Genomic DNA, 20907 nt, shown 5'->3' with positions numbered 1-20907 from the left:
GACCATTAGAAAATTGGTTTCATAAATTTGTTTATCGTTTTATTCAAAAGAGTAAGCGCCGTAGGCAATAAAATTGGGTTTTATTTGAGCTATTACTTGGTCTCTACTGGTTTCAATATTCAGATCGACTTCAACAATATGCTTAAAATTAATTTGCTGTAATCTCCAAGCATCCTTCTTTCTGGTGGTTCCGTAAACGTCGTAACCATTCTAACGAATGAATTTGTCTACCTACTGCCATGATGTCCGCTAGCTCCAGATCTCGGTACCCCCTCTCCTACGAAGAGGGTGTACCGGATTTACATCACAAGTTCAATAATCTTTTTATAAAATAACTCTACTATGTTTAATGGTTTTCGTGCCTCTAAATAACCCCATCCAGAACTAATTGCTTTATCAGTTCCTGGATCTGAATTATGTGAATAAAATATGCTTTCTTGCTTGAGTTCATGGGTTTCATCAATGTACACGGGATTAAAAATCTTTGCTTGAGAATTCCTATTTTGCCATGGTTCTGTTGGTTCAACTAACACCAAGGCCGGTTCTAAAGCTTTCATCGTAGTAGGGTTAAGTTCCACAAGCCCTACCCTTTGTTTGTGACCATCCCAACCCGCAAAAGAAACAAATGCTTTAGATTCTTTAAAAAAAATAGCAGCATCTGCTTCCTCCATCGAGTGCCATAATTCTGGTCCAATCTCACTAAAAATCGGTCCGAGATCAACCCAAGGGCCAGTAGGTGATTCGGCCGTAGCTACTCCGGCTTTTAATGTCTGTATATTCTTGTAACTCGCATAAAACTTTTGGTCCTCTGGATTCTTTCGTACATGCCAATCAGCTAAATAAGTAGGACAGTCACCTTTAAATGTGAATGTATTTAGGTTATCAACCGATAAAAGGTGCTCAGTTCTTTTCTTTTGTGGATTGTAAACCCAAATATGCCAATCACCATTGTCATCTCTATATGCCGTAGGATATCTCCCAGAAATAGTTACTTCGTTTTCTGAATATCGAAGTTCATAAATTGTATTTGCACTGCGATGCTTTGAACTTGTTTTATTATCATAGAATAGATGATAAACACCTTGAGAATATAATAAATCAAACTCATTTATTCCAGTAGGTAATGTAAATAGTTCACTGCTTAAAGTTCCTGATTTGAGTCGAATCTTTATGTTATTAATTTCGGTATGATTAGTTTTCCATTCTACAAATAGGCAGACAAATAACAATATTGCAATTAAAACCAATATGCTTGAAACCTGAAATCGCTTCACAGTATATTCCCTCTCACTCGACTAATATTTATTAACACAAAAGTTCACAACTATAAACAGGAACCCCTGCACGGCGAACAGGGGTTCCATATATTTACTTATTGGTTCTCTAATAATTGTTCAATAGGAACATCTCTTAATTTTTTAGCTGGGGATCCTACAACTAGTTCATGTTGCATAACGTCCTTAGTAACAATACTTCCAGCGGCTACTGTCCCGTCTTCAGCAATAACCCTTCCAGGTAGGATCGTTGCATTAGCTCCAATCCTTCCACCTTTTTTAATAGTTACTCCTTTAAATTTATCAAATCTTTCTTTCGTACGAGCCATATAATTGTCATTTGTGGTTACAACACAGGGTGCTATAAATACATAGTCTTCCAATTCAGAGTAAGCAGTAATATAACAGTTAGTTTCAAGCTTGCACTTAATACCAATCTTACAATCGTTTTCAATAGCAACTCCTCTGCCTACGATTGTTCTATTACCAATAAATACACGTTCTCTAATTGAAGCCAAATCTGCGACAAATACATCTTCATCCAGAATTGCGCCTGCATAAACTATTGAAGAAGTTCCGATTGTACATCCCCTACCAATAACAGTAGGCTTTGCTTTCTCTATTGGAGTTCTTAGAGCTGAATTTTTAGCTCTCATTGGCTGCTTTCCAATTACCGCATTATCATGAATAATTACATCATTTCCGATGATAGACCCTTCATAAATAATAACGTTATTCCCGATCGTAATATTTTCTCCTAAACTAACATTTTCACCAACAATTATATTTTTCCCAAAGACGTTATTATTCATTAATCTACCGTCCTTTTAATAAAATAATAAAATATTAACCTCTAATATTTTCGGTTTTTACTACCTTGATGAAGGTTAAAATACATATTTTAAAATCAAACTTTATAGACATATTATCCAAATAATATTTGTCATAAGCTACTTTTTGATCATCAGTAATGAAATCCCGTCCCATGATTTGTGCATACCCTGTTAAGCCTGGTCGTATTTTGTTAATACCATATTTTTCCCTTGTGGCTATTAGTTCATATTGGTTATATAAAGCGGGCCTAGGTCCAACAATAGACATATCACCTTTTAATATGTTTATTAGTTGAGGTAATTCATCCAAACTTGTTTTTCTTAGTAATTTCCCAACCTTAGTAATATAGGTTTCGGGATTATTTAATTTATCGGTTGCAAGATTTGGGGTATCCACCTTCATACTTCTAAACTTATAGATGTTGAATTGCTTACCTTCCTTCCCTATTCTTCTTTGCTTAAATAGTATAGGTCCAGTAGATTCAAATTTAATTACTAAACATATTATTAATAAAATAGGAGCTGAAATAATAATTGCAATGGATGCTAAGGTAACATCCAAGCATCTCTTGTAGAAAAAGTACATTGGGTTTTACCTACCTTCTGCTTTCAAACCATTGATTAATATGATCAACAATCTTATAGGCGGATTTACCATCGCCATACAGTAATTTATGCTGATCAGGCTTTTTATAGTTCAGAATGACTTCATGTAAATTTTCTTCTAAAGGATCTACTAAAACGTTCCAACCTGACTTCACTGTCTCAGTCCATTCAGTTTCAGTTCGTAAAGTAAAACATGGAACTTTAGAAAAATACGCTTCCTTTTGAACTCCTCCTGAATCAGTAACTATTGCACGAGCATTTTTCTCCAGAAGCAACATTTCAAGATAAGATACAGGGTCAATGATTTTTACTTTGTGCTGTTTATTTAACTTCTCAATTAATAGAGAAGAATCATTTATTTTCTTTTGTGTCCTAGGATGTAGCGGTAGGATAACAGTATCATTAATTTGTACTAAAGAGTTAATAATTGCTTCTAGACGCAAAATATCATCAGTATTTTCGGCACGATGAATTGTTGCTAATAAGAATTCATCTTTTTTGACATTAAATATTTCAATGTTATATTTCTCTTGTGCCGTACTTCCATAAAAAGAAACAGCATCATACATAACGTCCCCTACTTGAAACACATTGTCTATTATTCCTTCTTTCGCCAGATTTTCTACTGCCGTATTTGTAGGAGCAAAGAGAAGTGAAGAAATATGATCAGTCAGCAGACGATTGATCTCCTCAGGCATTTTTCTATTATAACTTCTGAGTCCAGCCTCTACATGAAAAATAGGTATATGAAGCTTACTTGCTACAAGAGCCCCAGCCAGGGTAGAGTTCGTATCACCATATACTAGCACAGCATCTGGATTTTCTTTTATCAAAACTTCTTCTATGCGTGACATCATGTTTCCAGTTTGTTGCCCGTGGGAACCCGAGCCGATATTTAATGAATAGTCAGGTTTTGGAATTCCAAGTTCATCAAAAAAAATGCCCGCCATTTTATAATCGTAATGTTGGCCTGTATCGACAATTATTTCTTTAAAAGAGTCTCTCAAAACCCGAGATACAGCGGCAACCTTGATAAATTGAGGACGCGCTCCCACGATTGTAATTATCTTTTTGTTCATATTATTACTCCAATATAATTTATTTAGATCTTTTTTATAGTTTGATAAAATTCTTTAGCTAATTTACTCCATGTATGATGTTTTACAACATAATTTCTTGCCTTTTCCCCCGTTATCCTAGTCTGCGATTTATCTGCGGCATATTCGATCAATTGATTAGCTAAATTACTAACAAAATTCTCCTTAATTACAGTACCACCACCCGATTTCTCTAACGGTGTTCCATCCAAATTACACAACAATATCGTCGGTAATGACGCAGCCATATAATCAAACATTTTATTTGGACTAATCCCCCACTTAAATATTGGGGAATCCTCTAATGGCAGTAGTCCTACATTGACACGATCTAAAATGATTGGTATAAATTCCTTACTAACAGGATTAAGAAAAGTGACATTATTCAAAGATTCTTTTTCTTTTCTTTTTTGGAGTCTTTCTTTTTCTGCACCATTTCCAATTAGTAGGAAATGTATATTTTCTCTATTTTCTTCTTTCAAAACAGAGGCAGCATCTAAAACAGCATCTAGATTATTTGCTACTCCTAAAGTTCCTGTATATATCGCGAGAAATTTATCTTTATGCGTTGTTAAAGCTGATTCAACTTCAGAAGGTAGTTCCTTTTTCTCATCACTATCATACCTTTGTAAATCAGCACCATTAGGTAAATAAATTATTTTTTCGGAGTCAATCCCTTTACTTTCTATATAACCTCGGGCTTTATCAAATAAAATTATTATTTTATCAGACTTATTGTAAAGAAACATTTCTAATTTCCCTAGTAACCATACTAGTGGGCTTTTAGCAGAGACTTTGCCTAAATCAATGAGAGACTGAGGCCATAGATCTCTCTCCTCGAAAAAAAATAAACATTTTTTTTTATCCGCAACATAATAACCTAATAAAGCTGCCAACGGATGCATTAGTGATCCTATACATATATCAGGTTTCTCTTTGATTTTCATAGCCTCACGATATGCACCTAACGTATATACAATCATGTTATTTACTCTCTTTATATCATTTTTGATATATGATGGCGTTTTTATCCACACAAAACGTACACCAGAATAGTTCTCAAATAACGCCTTAGTATTATCATCTTGGATATGAATCTCTTTCCGGGTTTGATGATCAAATGAAGAAGCAAAAATCGTTACTTCGCAACCTAGCTTCACCAATTCCTTGGCCAGATCATAATGTCTAGTAATCCCACTAGTGCCTGGAGCTATTGCATAATGATTAAATATCCAAATTTTCATTTTCAAGCTCCTTGTATAAATTAAGTAATTTATTACTTTCAATTTCCCAGTTATATTTATTTTCTACCGCCAAACGACCGTTTTTCCCCATGATAGCTGCTCCTTCCGGATTGTTTACAATCCAGTTAATAGCAGCAGCAATAGCATCCTCGTCGGAGGGATCAACACAAATACCACAATTATTTTCCTCAACTATTGTTTTCCACAAGGGAAAATTGGAACAGATGACTGGAATACCTGCTGCCATATATTCAAACAACTTAATAGGTAAAGAATCAACAAACGTAACAATAGGTTGTAGAACCACTAATCCTGCGATACTTTGTTTATAAAGCTCTTTTATACCTTCTCTATCTATTTGACCAAGTTCTTTAACGTTTTGCCACTCCACTTGCTCTTGTAAAATATTCTTATATTCAATATTTGTGAATGTTCCAGCAAGTACTAATTGAGTGTTCGTTTTATACGAAGCACGAATCATTTGGTCAATACCTCTAACTTTGTTAATACCTCCTACATAGCATACCTGCTTACTCTTATTGTTCCATTCATTGGTAGTAGAAAATAGCTCAGACATTATAGGATAATTATTAATATTTACACTCTTACAACCAATTTCATCAAAACGTTTAGTAATCGTAGGCGTAGCGCCCACAATAATGCATTTTTTAGCTATTGCATTTTCTAATTTCTCTACCAAAAAAGAAATTATTTTTCTTAAGAAACGCGGTATCCAATGTTTAGATAAAATATCTCTTGGTAGATCCTCATGAACATCATAAATAACAATCTTTCCACTTAATCTTAATAATAAGGCATACGGTAATAACTCCGGGTCATGAAAGTGATAAATATCAGCATCTAAATTTTTAGCAACTTTATATACCTCTCGAGCTGTTGCTAACATTCGTTTCAATCTACCAGGTGATTTTTCTACAGAATAAATTTTAACTCCCTGAGTTATAGTATTTTTATAGCCGGTTACTACTAAATTTGTTTCGTATCCAGCCTCTGCTAAAGTAACACATTCCTTTAGGAATATTCTCACGTCTAAAGGGGAATGAACGGAAGTAAAGTGGCAAACTTTCATTAAATTTCAACCTCAAACCTTTTTTCCCAGAGTGCAATGCTATACAATCGCCATTTAGTCCTTTTATCAAGTGAATTAAATAGCCTCTGTAGTTTGTTCTTGTTAGATATGCTATCAAGAATTCTAGATTGCATTATTTCTTCAATCATAATTCCCTCATGCTTCTTTAACCATTGCTCTTCTGGAGCCTCGAAACCAAATTTATTTTTACGCCAAATGATTTCTCCAGGCATTTGTTTATCCATTACTTTTCTTAAAATCCATTTAGTCCAACCCTCATGGATTTTAACATTTCCCGGCAAAGATAAGGCGATGCCCAGGGTTTTATAGTCTAAAAATGGTAACCTAGCTTCAATTGAGTGGGCCATTGAGTTTTTATCTTCATATCTTAGCAATATAGGCAAATTCGAACTTCTGATTTCCAACTCTTGAAGTTCAAATTCATCCAGGCAAGCTTTTGAAAAGTCTTTGATATGCTGTGGTATTTGTGTTGGGAATTCCTTTAAATATCGATGTCTCCAAGAGTAAAATTTATATCTTAATGATGATGAAAGTCCACCAACTAAATACATTATAATATATTTAATATTCATTTTAGAATTATTCCGAGAGGAATCATTAATAGCTTTAAGAGCAGCTAGTAAACCTTTTTTTCTAAAAATTGTAGCGTAGTATGCGGCATAATATTTTTCATAACCAAGTAATGTTTCATCCCCGCCTTGACCATCTAAAAGTACGGTGATACCATTATCTTTTGCCGCTTTCATAACAAAATACTGCATAGTTAATGATGGACTACCGAAAGGTTCTTCTTGGGAATAGACTATATGATCTAAACTATTGACGAAATCTTCATACGTAGGTTCAGCCTTAATCCAATTCATTTGGCTATGATCTGCAACTATTTTGGCAAAACCAGACTCATCATTGTTACTTTGTGTGCTAACCGCTGTTATTGCAGAAAATGGTATGTCTGTTTTTTCATTATTGATCACGGCAGCAACCGTAGCGACACTAGAACTATCTAAACCTCCACTTAAACAAGTACCCACTTTAACGTCGGAACGAAGTCGTAATGCAATACCTTTCTTAAAAGCCTCACCATATAGCTTTTCACTTGATTCATAAGAAAGATTTTCTACTTCTGTTATTTTTTCTATTGAATAGTAACGATAAATCTTAAAACTATTTGCTTTTATATCATAAATTAGATTATGAGCCGCTGCTAACTTCCTTATATTTTGAAAAAATGTTTCTTCAGTATGATCGGAGTAATTTGAGATCAAAAAATCTAACAATATTCTTTTATTAACTTTTTTAGATGGGAGAAAAGTCAATAGTTGTTTGATTTCTGATCCAAAAATAAATTGATTATCATTATTGTAATAATAAAATGGTTTTACACCATATCGGTCTCTTGAACAAAAAATTTGCTGTTTTTTCTTATCAAAAATAGCAAAAGCCCACATACCATTAAACTTATTAACACAATCTGTTCCCCAATGGCAATAAGAAGCTAGGATCACTTCGGTGTCAGAGTTAGATTTAAATTTATAGCCGAATTCTTTTAATTCTTTTTTTAATTCTAAATAATTATAAACTTCACCATTAAATGTAATGGTATATTCATTATCCTGATAATGCATTGGTTGATGACCATCTGCTGATAAATCTAATATCGCCAGTCTCCGGTGCCCAAAAGCAAAATTTTGAAAACAGTAATATCCAGCTCCATCAGGTCCGCGATGTATAACAATATCCGTTATTTCTCTAATTAATTCTTCATTTACTGGGTTTCCCTTTTTATCAATAATTCCCGCAATCCCGCACATATAGTTCTCCTTATATACATTTATAATGATTTAACGTCTTTAATCTCTTTCATAAATTTAAAGATTATATTAATCATATTTGTAATGCTATAGTTTTTATGTTTATTTGAATACTTTGTGCTGGGTAACAAGTATATTATAATAAAACATAATAAAATTCCATGTGTGAGCATAGATGTAAGCAAGGAAGAATTGGCCAAAGTAAAGGAAGGTACGGCCAACATCATTGAAGCGAATCTATAATCTAAATCTTTTGAAATACTATCATATATCCATAGTACTAAAGCAAATAATATAGTATAAATAATAATTCCCCAATTACCAAAATTAGCAAATGCATCAGCCCAAATATTTGCATTAGCTTCCGTTGAAGGACTATTATAGTAAAAATCCCCGATTAGAAAAGGAGGCTGAACTGAATAAGGATACTGAACTATATTTCTAAATATAGAATGGCCAAGTAACGCCTTTGCATTTTCAGAAAAAAATTGATAATACTGGCCAGATAATAATCCAGGCATGACAATAGTTCTTTGTAACAATAAAGATGAGAGGATGTTAGAATTATTAAAATGGGTTACAATAGCTAATAAAACACTAAAAGCAGATCCCCATAAAAATATATTTGCTATTTTATCTCTTTTAAAGAAGGAAGTGATTATATAAATTAGAAAAATAAGAACGACAGAAAAGAATACACTTTTAAATCCAGTTATCGAATAAATAATTAATTGACCAACTAACCCCATCATTAGATAATAATAATTTCTTCTCATTAACCCTTCTATAATTATAACAGGATTTAGAATATTTGCTTGCCATCCTATTATATATGGCAATAATCCTCCCACCCTTGATAGTGTACTAATATAATTTGCTCTTATTGAATAAACCTCATTAAATGAAAAGTAATTTAATGATACTCCAAATGTAGAAACTATATATGCGCTGAATAATAAATTTAAAAAAAGAATAATTCCCCATATTAAAGGATAAGATATTTTAAGTTTTCTAACTTGTATTAATGGCAGCTTATAAATGAAAGCAATTAATATATACAGTATAGATAAACTAAACTGAAAAATTAATATGTTATCATATGACATTTGAATAGCATATAATGGTATTAAAATTGATGGAATCACCACTATAACATATAAAAGCCAAAATATGATCAAAGAGGGTCTTTTAAGATTAAAAGGCATACTTATTGAGGGCATCATCATAAGTACATAACTTATAAACCATGATATAACAGTTGGTTTAAAATAATGAAAACCCATGTACTTATATGAAGGTGAAATAATATGAATATACGACCAATCAAGTAAAATAATATATACTAAGACTCCCATTACTAATGATAGTCTATTAAAAAGATTAGTCATAGTTATCTCCTGTAACTTTTCTTTTCACTTGAATACTTTTAACTACTCTTAATAATAAAAATAAATAAAAACTATAAAGTACCACGTCATTTGCAACTAGAAATATAATACTAATGTATATGGATTCAAACTTCAAACTATAAACCAATAAACCAACCGTGGTTATTAAATAAGAAATTTGCCAAATAGCCATAATTTCTTGTTTTTCACAAATTATAAAAACCGAACTTAAGGGTGATACAATAAATCTTATAGCTATCGCAAAAGACATCAATTGTGCTATTTCTCCAGCAAATCTCCAATTACTTCCAAAAACTATTCCAAAAATCCATGGTGAAAACTGCATAAGTATAAGTAAAATTAGAGAAAAGAAGCTCAATTTTTTTATAACTTGTATTATAATGTGGTGAATATTTGCTTCCTCACGATAGGCCTCAGAAATTTTTTGTAAGAATACTTGAGACAATGAGTTTCCTATTAACGAAATAGGGATGTTTACCATTCTATAGGCTAATCCAAAAGAACCAGTAACACCTAATCCAAACATTTTAGTAAAAAAAAACGTTGGAAACGCAGCAGCGAAATTATCAATAATGGAAGTACCAGCGTTTATAAGTGGTAGTTTCCTATGTTTAACTATTTGATTTATTACCGTCTTAAATGAGAACTTAAAATCTTTAAATTCATTTGCTAGTACAACAGATACTAAGTATATTGTAAGAGATAAATTAGCGAGTAGATATCCAAGGATTAATCCATAGTTAGTATTTATAAGATAGTATAAAATAATTTGCAAAAAAGACATCAAAATTATTTGTAGAAATTTAGATCTTGCAAGCAAATTATACTTTTGTGTTCTTATCATCAAATAACTAACAGCTTGAAAAAAGCCTAACACTATAATACCTAAAGAAAAAAATATATTTAGCCCTTCTAACTTCATCATTGAGAGTAAATAATCATCAAAAATTAAGAATATTATAAAAGTAATTACACCGACTACAATTGATATTATGGAACAAAGAAAAAACAAATGTTTTGCTTCATCTTGTTTTTCAGGCAAGACAATGGCTTGTTCGTAGCGTAAACATGCTATTACCATCAGTATAGACATAATCATACTAAAATTTTGATAAATACCAAATTGTTCAGCGGAGTATAGTCTTGTAATAATTGGTAACGTAATAAAACCGATGAATTGTGCCAGTATTGTCCCAGTCATTAAAGTAAGGATATTTTTTAAAAATCTATTTTGTAAGTAATTTTTTAATTTGAACAATACTGACACATCATCACCTCTTTACAACAAATAATAATTACCTTTGAAATCAATCTTGGCCATTGCATTTCGTGTATCAAGAATGAAATTAGAAAGTTTTGCAACAACTTCATAATCAAACGCAGAATGATCGGTTGTAATAATAGTTAAATCACAATCAGAAATAGTTGCTAGATCTAATGATTCGTAACTTTTCCCATTTCTTTTAAACGAAGGTATATGGTGGTCGGTATAAGAGATACTTGCACCTTTTACCTCTAATATGTCAATAATGTTCAGAACAGGAGATTCTCTTATATCATCTATGTCTTTTTTATACGCTACCCCAAGCAAGTGAATTTTTGAACCTTTTAGTGCTTTAGACTTTTCATTTAAAATATCTGCTGCTTTATTAACAACGAATTCCGGCATACTATTATTGATCTCGCCAGCAAGTTCAATTAACCTTGTGTGATAATTGTATTCACGAGCTTTCCATGTTAAATAAAAAGGATCTATCGGAATACAGTGACCACCTAGTCCAGGCCCTGGATAAAAAGCCATAAAACCATATGGCTTTGTTTTGGCTGCATCGATTACTTCCCAAACATTAATACCCATCTTATCACATAAAATTGCCATTTCATTAGCTAATGCAATGTTAATATGTCTAAATGTATTCTCATAAATCTTTTCCATTTCAGCTATTGCTGGACTGGATACTTCATGTACATCTCCTTCTAATACGGATGAATACATTGTAGAAGCTACTTTAGTACATTGTGGAGTGATGCCACCTACAACTTTTGGAGTATTCTTTGTATTATAATGTTTATTGCCTGGGTCAACTCTTTCGGGTGAATAGGCTAAAAAGAAATCAGTACCACAAACTAAACCACTTGCTTCTAGTATAGGTTTTACTAATTCCTCAGTAGTACCCGGATAAGTTGTACTTTCTAGAACCACAAGCATGCCTGGATGAATAAACTTGGCTATTTCCTTAGCTGAATTTTCTACATAGCTAGTATCTGGTTGTTGATAAATATCAAGAGGGGTTGGTACACATATTGCAACAGCATCTACATCTTGTATAAAAGAATAATCAAGCGTTGCTCTCAATTTTTTTTGTTCAACAATATGTTTTAAATCCTCTTCGACAACATCACCAATGTAATTTATTCCTTTGTTAACCATATCAACTTTTTGAGCCTGTACGTCAAATCCTATAACTTCAAATCCTGCCTTTGCTTTTTCAACAGCTAATGGAAGACCGACATACCCTAATCCAACAACACCGATTACGGCTTCTTTTTTTTCAAGCTTTTCAATTAATCTTACAGAGTATTCATTATTCATATGTTAGTTTCCTTTCTTAACATTTGAAAAAAAATCTTTTATTGTCGATATAATATATCGCTGATCCTCGATAGTTAACTCAGGATATAGCGGCAAAGCCATCGTTCCACTAGACGAATTTTCAGCGTTAATCAGAGTACCTAATTCGTATCCTAAGTTTAAGTATACATTCTGACGATGTAGTGGTACAGGATAGTACACTCCAGAGGATATACCCTTCTCAGACAAATACTTCATCAATTCATCCCTATAGTCTGTATGAATAATATAAAGATGATAAATAGTTTCTCGATCTTCTTTAATGTATGGAGTTCTTAACGGAAGTCCGACTAAAGCTTCATCATAAATTTTGGCTTTTTCTCTACGAGCCTGGTTCCAATGATCTAAATACGGTAACTTTATACTTAGCATTGCTGCCTGAAGTGTATCCAGTCTACTATTATATCCAATCATGGAATGATAATATTTGGGATTACTTCCATGTACTCTTAATATTCTAAGCTTTCTTGCTAACTCATCATCATTTGTGATTACCATCCCACCGTCCCCGTATCCACCGAGGTTTTTAGTTGGAAAGAAAGAAAAAGTCCCAGCTGTTCCTATCGAACCAATTTTTTTTCCCTTATAAACTGAACCCATTGCTTGGGCGGAATCTTCAATAACATAAAGACTATGCTTATTTGCAATTTCCATTATTTCATCCATATCAACAGGCTGGCCGAAAATATGAACGGGTAATATTGCTTTTGTTTTTGGTGTTATTGCCTTTTCAATGTTTTTAACATTAATGTTATAAGTATCTGGGTCAATGTCCACAAAAATAGGAGTCGCTCCAACTTGAGAAATTACCTCTGCCGTTGCGAAAAATGTAAATGGAGTTGTGATAACCTCATCACCATGACTAATACCTAAAGCATCTAGTGTGAGAAGAAGTGCATCAGTTCCATTAGCCAAACCGATTGCATGCTTTACATTACAATATTTTGCCACTTCATCTTCAAAATTTTTTACCTCAGGTCCCATGATATAGTTTCCACTTTTTAGAACATTTTTTGTTACAGAAAGAATCTGCTCTTCAATTTGTTCATACTGAGCTGTCAAGTCTAACAGAGGAATATTTTTCTTTTCCATTTTAACACCACATTTCTTATAATTATGAAGGAATTAAGTTACTGGATTCGGCTGATTTGTAGATCGCCAAAACTAATTTTAATGCTTCTTTTCCATCTTCACCACTAACTAAAGGGATTCTATCTTTTTGCAAAACACATTGAGCCATATCTTCAATAATCAAATAATGCCCTGACTCTCCGTATGGATTGTTATCAATTTCAAGTACTTTTTCTTTTAATGATTCTTCCGAATACCCTTCTATTTGAATATGTTTTACCCAATTCGCAGTCGTTCCTCCAATAATAACTGTCCCCTGTTCCCCAAAAACACTAATGGATTCCTCTAGGTTCTTGGGATAAATCGTTGCAGCTGCTTCAATGATTCCTAAGAACCCTTTCTTAAACTTAAGTATTGAAACTGCAACATCTTCAGCCTCAATTTTACGTAATCTAGTTGCTGTAAAACTTTTGACTTCATCAATTTCTCCAAACAACCATATTAATAAATCTAAATTATGAATAGCTTGATTCATCAGAACTCCACCATCAAACTCTTTAGTACCTCTCCATGCTGCTTGATCATAATATGCTTGATTTCGATTCCATCTAACCGTTGCATTTACATGACTTATTTTACCAAGTGATTCTTTTTCCATTTCTTCTTTTAATAATTGTACAGCAGGTCTAAATCGATTCGGATGAACTACTGATAATTTCACTTTATTTGCTTCACACGCCTCGATTATTGCATTAGCATCTTCTAATGTTAACGCGATTGGTTTTTCTACAACGACATGTTTTTTATAACTAGCTACCATAACTGCTAGCTTTTTATGCAGTCCACTTGGGGTACAAATATTAACAACATCAATATCGACTTGCTTTTGAAGCATTTCTTCTAAATCCAAATAGCCTTCCACATTGTATATTTCTTTAAATTCGTTTAGTCTATCTACATTCGTGTCGCATACAGCTACTAATTCTGTAATGCTAGACTTTTCAATAGATTCTATGTGCTTTTTGGCAATGTGTCCGCATCCAACAATTGCAAATTTTATTTTCCTCATCGATTCATAATTCCCTCCTTCTAAATTATATACTTTTCTTTAAGGCTTCATAGACTGTAAATGGTGGATTCCAATTTATCTTTTCCTTGATTTTCGTATTACTTACAGTAAGATCATTGGTGAGTTTTTTAATCATTTCTTCTTTACGTAATAATCTTCCTATAAATTTCAAGATATTTACGGGAATGGGTAACGAAACTATAGATTTGTTTAAGTTTTTAGAAATTTCATTTACTAACTCCGTAGTTGATATAGCTTCATTATCAGAAACATGAAAAATATTTCCATTTGAAGCAGGGTCATTGATTACTGAAATGATGGCATCAACTAAATTTTCAATAAAAATAAAGCTTCTTTTATTTTCTATTGCTCCTAAGGGATTTGGAAACCCACTCTGAACTAAATTACTTATTTTCTTAAAATTCCCGGGTGCTTCTTTTCCATATACCATTGGAGGTCGTAAGATCACCCAGTTTATCGATTTTTCTGTACAAAAGGATTTAATTAAATTTTCTGCTTCCCATTTTGATACCCCATAAGGAGTACTGGGTCTAGCTTCGGTTTCTTCCGTTAGATGAGCAACTTCATCTTCTCCTAACGCAGCAATGGAACTTAAATAAATGATTTGTTTTACATTCTTATTTGAAGCGGCAAGCAGTAATTTTCTTGTTCCATCTACATTGACACGTCTAAATTCCTCAAGTGGTGTTTTTGCATTATCCTTCATAACGTGCACTCTTGCGGCAAGATGAATGACGATATCCACATCATCCATAATAGAATCCCAAAAGAAAGTTTCTATCGAACCATCAATTTTAGCATGCTGCACATTTATCAACGTTTCACCTGAAAATACATTGCTTCTTGATGCCGCGATGACATTGTAATGCTTAGATAATGCTCTTACTGTTGCCTGGCCAATATATCCTGAAGCCCCAGTTACTAAAACTGTTTTTATTTCATTCACCCCGATCGTTAAAAGTTCATGTTAACAAGTTTTTCAATTTCTGCTTTCTCTTCAGGATACTTAGCTAGTAATTTATCGTATAAAATTTGATTAGTTTGTTGAAGCTTAATCAAAGTAGCTAAATACCATCTTGTAGTATATCGATGAATTGGCAAATCCATTTTTTCCGATACACCTTGATAAAATATATTTACAGCCTGTGCAAACTCACCACGCGCATAATATACTTTTCCCACTTCAAAAGCTATGTTAGGTGAAATATAGAATGCTTTGTCTAGTTCTACACCTTTTGGCAAATTGGTTAACTGTTTCTGTTTTAAACCAATTTGATTATAAAGCTCAGTTATTTTGTTAAAATGATCATCCATTGATCTGTTATCATTCTTTAATCTTGCTGTATCCCATAATAAACCATGTATAGATATCATTTTTTCATAAAATGCCAAATTCCATGAAGAGTTATTTAGGCCTTTATATGCTACTTCCAAAGCCCTTTCTAAATCACCCTGATTATATAAATTAAAGTATTCCCTTTCAATCAATAAAGGGTTGTATTTTTCTTTTGGCATAATAACATTTAAAGTATCAGATATTTGATTATTCCAATCCACAGATTTAGTTTGATTATATAGTTGATTTAATAAGTCAATTTTTAGCAAATTATAATGAGTATGGTATGGCATAATCTCCAATGCTTTATTCAAATTTGTAGATACAATATTATAATCTTTTGTTGTTTCTAAATTTATCACAGCTTTACTATAATAGTTATGTGCTTTAAGAAACCCTACTGAGTACACCATCATGATAAAAAACACAATGAGCGAAAAGCCAACATAACTGTATCGATAGAAGTTATTTTGATCCCATTTAAATTGGATAGCAAATCCGCTGGAAACGGATGCTAGACAACCTAAACACAGAAAAAGGATAATTCCAATAAATATAAAGCTCATATTGAAATCCAGTGTACTGTGTGCAAGTAAAGAAATTGCTATGATAAAAAATATAAAAGAGCTTTTTACATTCTTATCTTCATTTTTTAAACTAAATCTAACAAAGCCCACTAGAATCATAACTGTTATTGTAATAAAAAATAATAAACCAAACAATCCTACTTCATTTAAGTATTGCATATAGAAGCTATGAGCTTGTCTGCTTACATATGGGTAACTCTGAAACTTTTCATAAAGTGCGGACCAAGCCCCTCCACCTGATCCAAATAACGGATGTTCCTTAAATATTGACCATGAATCTACATAGAAAGTGTTTCTGGAATAAGCACTACTTTGTTCCAAGCTAATATTACCGATACGTTCCTGCAACTTTCCTGGTAGAAGTCCTTTGATATAATCAAAGCTTGCTAACGTTATGATTAATATTAGTATTAAAAAACCCGGAATTAAAAATCTAAACGATTTTTTTTCAAATTTTTCAGTATTTATTTTTATTAATTGCTTATCAATAAAAATAATGATAAATGCCGAAACAAGAGACAGCAGTGATAATGTTATTAAAGTAATCAATAACTGATTATTAGTAGTACCTTGTACCAGTTCAGCCTGATAGCGCGTCATCATATTAAGAATGGATAGTGAACAAATACCTGATATCAATAAATTAAAAATAAATTGCAGTTGATTTCGAACAGATATAAAGAATAAGAAGAATATCAATAGAAGTGGAATAAAAATCATAGCCCCACGAGAAAATGTAAGAAAAAAGGAAATAAATATGGGTACAAGCATTAATGCATTTACAAATTTGCTTAAGATATTATTGTTAATTGTTATTAAAAATGATGCTGCGAAAAGTACTCCCATTAGCAATGCCGCATAAGTATTAGGATATTGAAATACACTCGTAAGACGTTGGTTTAATACAGCATCTCTATAATTAATGTATCCGAACCAATTGATCAGCCCAAACAACACTATCATGTAAAAAACGGCCATTAAAATCAAAACCAAAACATTCGAATAACGCAATTTATTTGTAAGGAATAGTCCGATTAAAAAGAAGGAGGTATAGAGTAAACTAATAAAAATAGCCACTTGAGCTGAATGATATGATGCAGGAGAACCCAAAAATGAGACCAAGTAACTTAGCGGTATAACGAAAATAACTACGCCATAGAATGCTTTGTTACTGAAAGCTTCTTTGTTAATGAGGATATGAAACGAAAGTATCCCTAAAATAATTGCCCCAAAAACAAAAGAACCAAACAACGGCCCATCAAACACGGGAGAATTACCATTAAAAAGCCCCCGATAAAAAGGCGTAATCATTAAGAAGCAAAAAACCATTATAATAAGTGTCCAATATATTATTCCATTACTCTCTAATTTACTATTTTTATTGACTTTATATTTGTTAGCCATATAACAGTTCCTTTTTTATTTACTTTTTCGATTAATTCCTGCTACAACCTCTAAAGAAGCTTGTAACGCTTCTTCTCTTGCCCTGTTTATTGTTTCAGCGGATACGTATGCGGGTAGAATTTTTTGTAATGTTGCTTTAACTTCTGCTGGGCCAACATTGCCATCCTTTAGAACTAGAGCCTCAATAGTCTCAATAATCAATTTCATTGTTTCATCTGATAAGTTCGTTGGCATTCCTACGTATATACGATCATGTTTTGTAGCACTTGTTCCTTCTTCATTAGTTAGCAGCTCTTCAAACAACTTTTCACCAGGTCTAATTCCTGAATAAACGATTTCGATATCCTTGTGAGGTTCTAACCCAGATAATTTAACCAAATCGATTGCTAAATCAGATATTTTCACAGGTTTCCCCATATCTAAGATGAAAACCTCTCCACCCATTGCTAAAGCACCTGTCTGAATGACTAGTTGAACAGCTTCAGGAATTGTCATGAAATATCTAACCATTTCTGGATGAGTGATGGTAACTGGACCACCCTCTTGAATCTGCTTTTTAAATATAGGGATAACACTCCCCCTACTTCCCAACACGTTTCCAAACCGGACAGCGGAAAACTGAGTATCACTTACCTTGTCAAGAGATTGGATTATTAATTCTGCAATTCTTTTGGTTGCCCCCATTACATTTGTGGGATTTACAGCTTTATCTGTAGAAATCATAACAAATTTTAATGCGTTGAATTCATGTGCACATTCGGCTACATTTTTAGTTCCAACTATATTATTCTTAACAGCTTCCATAGGGTTTTTTTCCATTAGAGGAACATGTTTATGCGCTGCCGCGTGAAACACCACTTCAGGCTGAAAATAACTGAAGACTCTTTTTAATCTTCCCTTATCCTGAATATCTGCAATGATGGGCTCAATAATTAATTCAGGGTGTTTTTTCTTAAGCTCAAGTTCAATCTCATAAATGCTGTTCTCACCATGACCCAATAACAAGAGCTGTTTCGGACCAAAATTGGCTATTTGCCTACATAACTCGGAACCTATCGATCCGCCTGCCCCTGTTACTAGCACAACTTTGTCATAAAGATACGACGCTATTTCATCTAAATTAATTTTCACTGGTTCTCTGCCTAGCAAATCTTCTACGCTAACGTCCCTAATATGGCTTATACTTAATTTCCCCGTGATTAAATCATTTATTCGTGGGACAATATTGATTTTGGCTCCCGTTGTTCTACAAATATCTATGATTTCAATTAACTCAGCTCTAGTTGCAGACGGCATTGCAATAATGATGTCTTCGATCATTAGTTTTTCTACAACAGCCGGAATGTTATGCCTATTACCAAGAACAGAGACACCTTGTATTTCTAACTTATATTTTTTAGGATCGTCATCAATAAAAGCGACAGGAAAATAAATGGAATTAGTGGTATGCTTCATTTCTTTTAAAACCATGCTTCCAGTATTGCCGGCTCCAATTATTAAAGCTCTACGGTGATGTGGTTGTTGCTTATAATGGGCTGACCTAAAAGATCTCCAAAGAAACCTAGAACCGCCAACGCCGAAAATAGTTATTAAAGCCGAGATAATATATATGCTTCTAGGCACTATAATTTCTGGTATATAAAATTTAACAATATAATGATGAAAGATAAAAAAAACAGAAGTTGAATATAAAACAGATTTCAAAATTGTTACAATGTCCCCTACACTAGCATATTGCCATAGGCGTTTGTAAATATTGTGATAAAAGAAGAATAATATAGTAATGAAAGTTTGCATGAAAATTACATACGGCAAATAATCAATAAAAGGCGATTTAATGTCAAAATCGAACCTTAGTAAAAAAGCTATATAAACCGAAAGAGAAACAGTCATTACATCTATTAATACCAATAGAACCTTCCTTTGATATCTGTTCATGCTTACCCCCCGTGCCATTTATACATTGAGGCTAGTTCCGTTCGAAGCAGACTTCAACGAAATTCCTGCTCTTACCCATAAAAACCTTACTATAACGATGAATATTGAAAGCAGTCCGCCGAGGAATATCGATATAATATATATTAAAGTCTTATTGGGACCGGTTGGTTCAGTTGGCTCAATTGCTGATGTAATAACTACCACTTGGTCTGTTGTTATATACTGTTGTTGTGTAGAATTTTTACTGTGTTCAGTATCTTGTAATTTATTAATATTATCTTGATTCTCTTTAATCCTTAGCTCATAATTTTCTTTCTCGGCACTAAGCTTGCTTATTTTTAACATTTGTTCATTTATCTTATTCTTCATATCGATATATACAGGATTAACTTGCTCAGAATCAAACGAGATGGCACCTGTATTTTTACTTGATTGTTTCATTTCTTCATTCACGATTGAATGAAGAAATGGATCTTCCGCCAATGAACGTTTAACTGTGACCTTCTCAGGAGTACTTACCAACTCATTCTTAGCCTGCTCATATTCTTTGTTTAAAGCGGCTAGGTCATTCTCAATAGTGGTAATAAGCTTTTTGTTCTCGAGGATAAAGTCCAGTCTGTTAGAAATATCAATGGTAGCCGCTAGTTCATGTGCAATATAGTTAGCTATTTCTACTGCGATTTCCGGTTTATTATTTTGAGCTTTGATTGTAACTAAATTCTCTCTTGTAAGCTCCACTTTAACAGCCTTTTTTAAGCTTCTTACCGCAGAAGTGTACTTAAGTTGATTTTTCATTTTTTGAATTGTTCTTTCACTTTCCATTTGTGCAACTAATGCGTTAAGGTCCTTTAGTTGACTATTCTCTGTTGTTTTTATCTGGTTAACTGTAACTAAAGTGTTGGCTTCGTAGACGGGACTTACGATAAAAAATGAGTAAATACTTGATATTAGTAATGAAGTAATAAGTATAGCTATGATTAAATTTTTACCCTTCCATAAGGCTACTACAAGTTCAGATAACTTAATCTCTTCCTGCGGCATTGATTTCTCTCTCCTTAGACAAAATCAAACAAAATACTACTAGATTCTCTTATACTTTAACAAGTATACTTCTTACATTGAGCATTAACAAGTTGAAATACTTGCATTCATTACCTAAAAAGAAGTTAATTCCCCGACAAGATATGAAGAACTACCAATGTTTTTTTATTAAACTTGTTCGTTTATCAGGCTTCTTTCCGATCCCGCAGTTTGCTATGCTCTACTTGGAAAGCAGCGTAGGGGCGAGTATACCTTCATCAGGCGCACCAAATATCGCTTCAGCGGTCCGGGATACTTATAACAAATCGACTTTTAGCTTCGGAAATAACTTATTCATTTCATGAGGAAGCGATTTAGCTCCTTATTGCGTTCTTCTATTAAAAGCGGATTTCAACACACCTATGCATTATAGCTCCACATAGA

At 33.0% G+C, this 20907-nt stretch carries 16 protein-coding genes; all 16 read right to left on the bottom strand.

Translation table 11 applies throughout. The features are described 5' to 3' along the window. Window positions 1–299 precede the first annotated feature (299 nt). The 16 genes from QMO62_RS20670 to QMO62_RS20595 all read right to left on the bottom strand — a co-directional run bounded on the left by QMO62_RS20670 (window position 300) and on the right by QMO62_RS20595 (window position 20484). On the bottom strand, window positions 300–1274 hold the full coding sequence (locus tag QMO62_RS20670) for a family 43 glycosylhydrolase (protein ID WP_284643851.1): 975 nt from the start codon (window positions 1272–1274) through the stop codon (window positions 300–302). Between the two features lie 98 nt (window positions 1275–1372). Continuing rightward, window positions 1373–2086 carry an N-acetyltransferase gene (locus QMO62_RS20665; RefSeq protein WP_284643849.1) on the bottom strand — a complete coding sequence of 238 codons (714 nt, stop codon included), beginning with the start codon at window positions 2084–2086 and terminating at the stop codon, window positions 1373–1375. A 34-nt stretch (window positions 2087–2120) separates the two neighbouring features. Continuing rightward, the gene (locus QMO62_RS20660) at window positions 2121–2693 is read right to left on the bottom strand and encodes a sugar transferase (protein ID WP_284643847.1); all 573 of its coding nucleotides are present in this window, start codon (window positions 2691–2693) and stop codon (window positions 2121–2123) included. A gap of 10 nt (window positions 2694–2703) precedes the next feature. After that, complete coding sequence (wecB, locus tag QMO62_RS20655) at window positions 2704–3792, bottom strand: non-hydrolyzing UDP-N-acetylglucosamine 2-epimerase (protein ID WP_284643845.1); 1089 nt, start codon at window positions 3790–3792, stop codon at window positions 2704–2706. A 23-nt stretch (window positions 3793–3815) separates the two neighbouring features. After that, window positions 3816–5054, bottom strand: coding sequence for a glycosyltransferase family 4 protein (locus QMO62_RS20650; RefSeq protein WP_284643843.1), 1239 nt, complete (start codon window positions 5052–5054; stop codon window positions 3816–3818). Beyond that, window positions 5035–6144, bottom strand: coding sequence for a glycosyltransferase family 4 protein (locus QMO62_RS20645; RefSeq protein ID WP_284643841.1), 1110 nt, complete (start codon window positions 6142–6144; stop codon window positions 5035–5037). The genes QMO62_RS20650 and QMO62_RS20645 overlap by 20 nt, the downstream gene beginning before the upstream one ends. Then, window positions 6144–7976, bottom strand: a complete 1833-nt coding sequence (gene asnB, locus QMO62_RS20640) for an asparagine synthase (glutamine-hydrolyzing) (RefSeq protein ID WP_284643839.1) — start codon at window positions 7974–7976, stop codon at window positions 6144–6146. The genes QMO62_RS20645 and asnB overlap by 1 nt, the downstream gene beginning before the upstream one ends. A 20-nt stretch (window positions 7977–7996) precedes the next feature. Further along, entirely contained in the window at window positions 7997–9082 is a 1086-nt protein-coding gene (locus QMO62_RS20635; RefSeq protein WP_284643837.1) for a hypothetical protein, read from the bottom strand. Window positions 9083–9356: 274 nt separating this feature from the next. Beyond that, window positions 9357–10652 carry a lipopolysaccharide biosynthesis protein gene (locus QMO62_RS20630; RefSeq protein WP_284643835.1) on the bottom strand — a complete coding sequence of 432 codons (1296 nt, stop codon included), beginning with the start codon at window positions 10650–10652 and terminating at the stop codon, window positions 9357–9359. Between the two features lie 12 nt (window positions 10653–10664). Beyond that, complete coding sequence (locus QMO62_RS20625; protein WP_284643833.1) at window positions 10665–11978, bottom strand: nucleotide sugar dehydrogenase; 1314 nt, start codon at window positions 11976–11978, stop codon at window positions 10665–10667. A 3-nt stretch (window positions 11979–11981) separates the two neighbouring features. After that, window positions 11982–13109, bottom strand: coding sequence for a DegT/DnrJ/EryC1/StrS family aminotransferase (locus QMO62_RS20620; protein WP_284643831.1), 1128 nt, complete (start codon window positions 13107–13109; stop codon window positions 11982–11984). 22 nt (window positions 13110–13131) lie between these two features. Then, on the bottom strand, window positions 13132–14157 hold the full coding sequence (locus QMO62_RS20615) for a Gfo/Idh/MocA family protein (protein ID WP_284643829.1): 1026 nt from the start codon (window positions 14155–14157) through the stop codon (window positions 13132–13134). A 25-nt stretch (window positions 14158–14182) separates the two neighbouring features. Next, window positions 14183–15124, bottom strand: coding sequence for an NAD-dependent epimerase/dehydratase family protein (locus QMO62_RS20610; RefSeq protein WP_284643826.1), 942 nt, complete (start codon window positions 15122–15124; stop codon window positions 14183–14185). A gap of 8 nt (window positions 15125–15132) precedes the next feature. Further along, complete coding sequence (locus QMO62_RS20605; RefSeq protein ID WP_284643824.1) at window positions 15133–17505, bottom strand: O-antigen ligase family protein; 2373 nt, start codon at window positions 17503–17505, stop codon at window positions 15133–15135. 15 nt (window positions 17506–17520) lie between these two features. Next, entirely contained in the window at window positions 17521–19443 is a 1923-nt protein-coding gene (locus QMO62_RS20600; RefSeq protein ID WP_284643822.1) for a polysaccharide biosynthesis protein, read from the bottom strand. 18 nt (window positions 19444–19461) lie between these two features. After that, the gene (locus QMO62_RS20595; protein WP_284643820.1) at window positions 19462–20484 is read right to left on the bottom strand and encodes a Wzz/FepE/Etk N-terminal domain-containing protein; all 1023 of its coding nucleotides are present in this window, start codon (window positions 20482–20484) and stop codon (window positions 19462–19464) included. Window positions 20485–20907: the final 423 nt, after the last annotated feature.

This window comes from Paenibacillus silviterrae (genome assembly GCF_030167925.1).
Taxonomy (GTDB): domain Bacteria; phylum Bacillota; class Bacilli; order Paenibacillales; family NBRC-103111; genus Paenibacillus_G; species Paenibacillus_G silviterrae.
The sequence above is the reverse complement of the archived record's forward strand: the minus strand, read 5'-3'. Positions and strand labels throughout refer to the sequence as shown.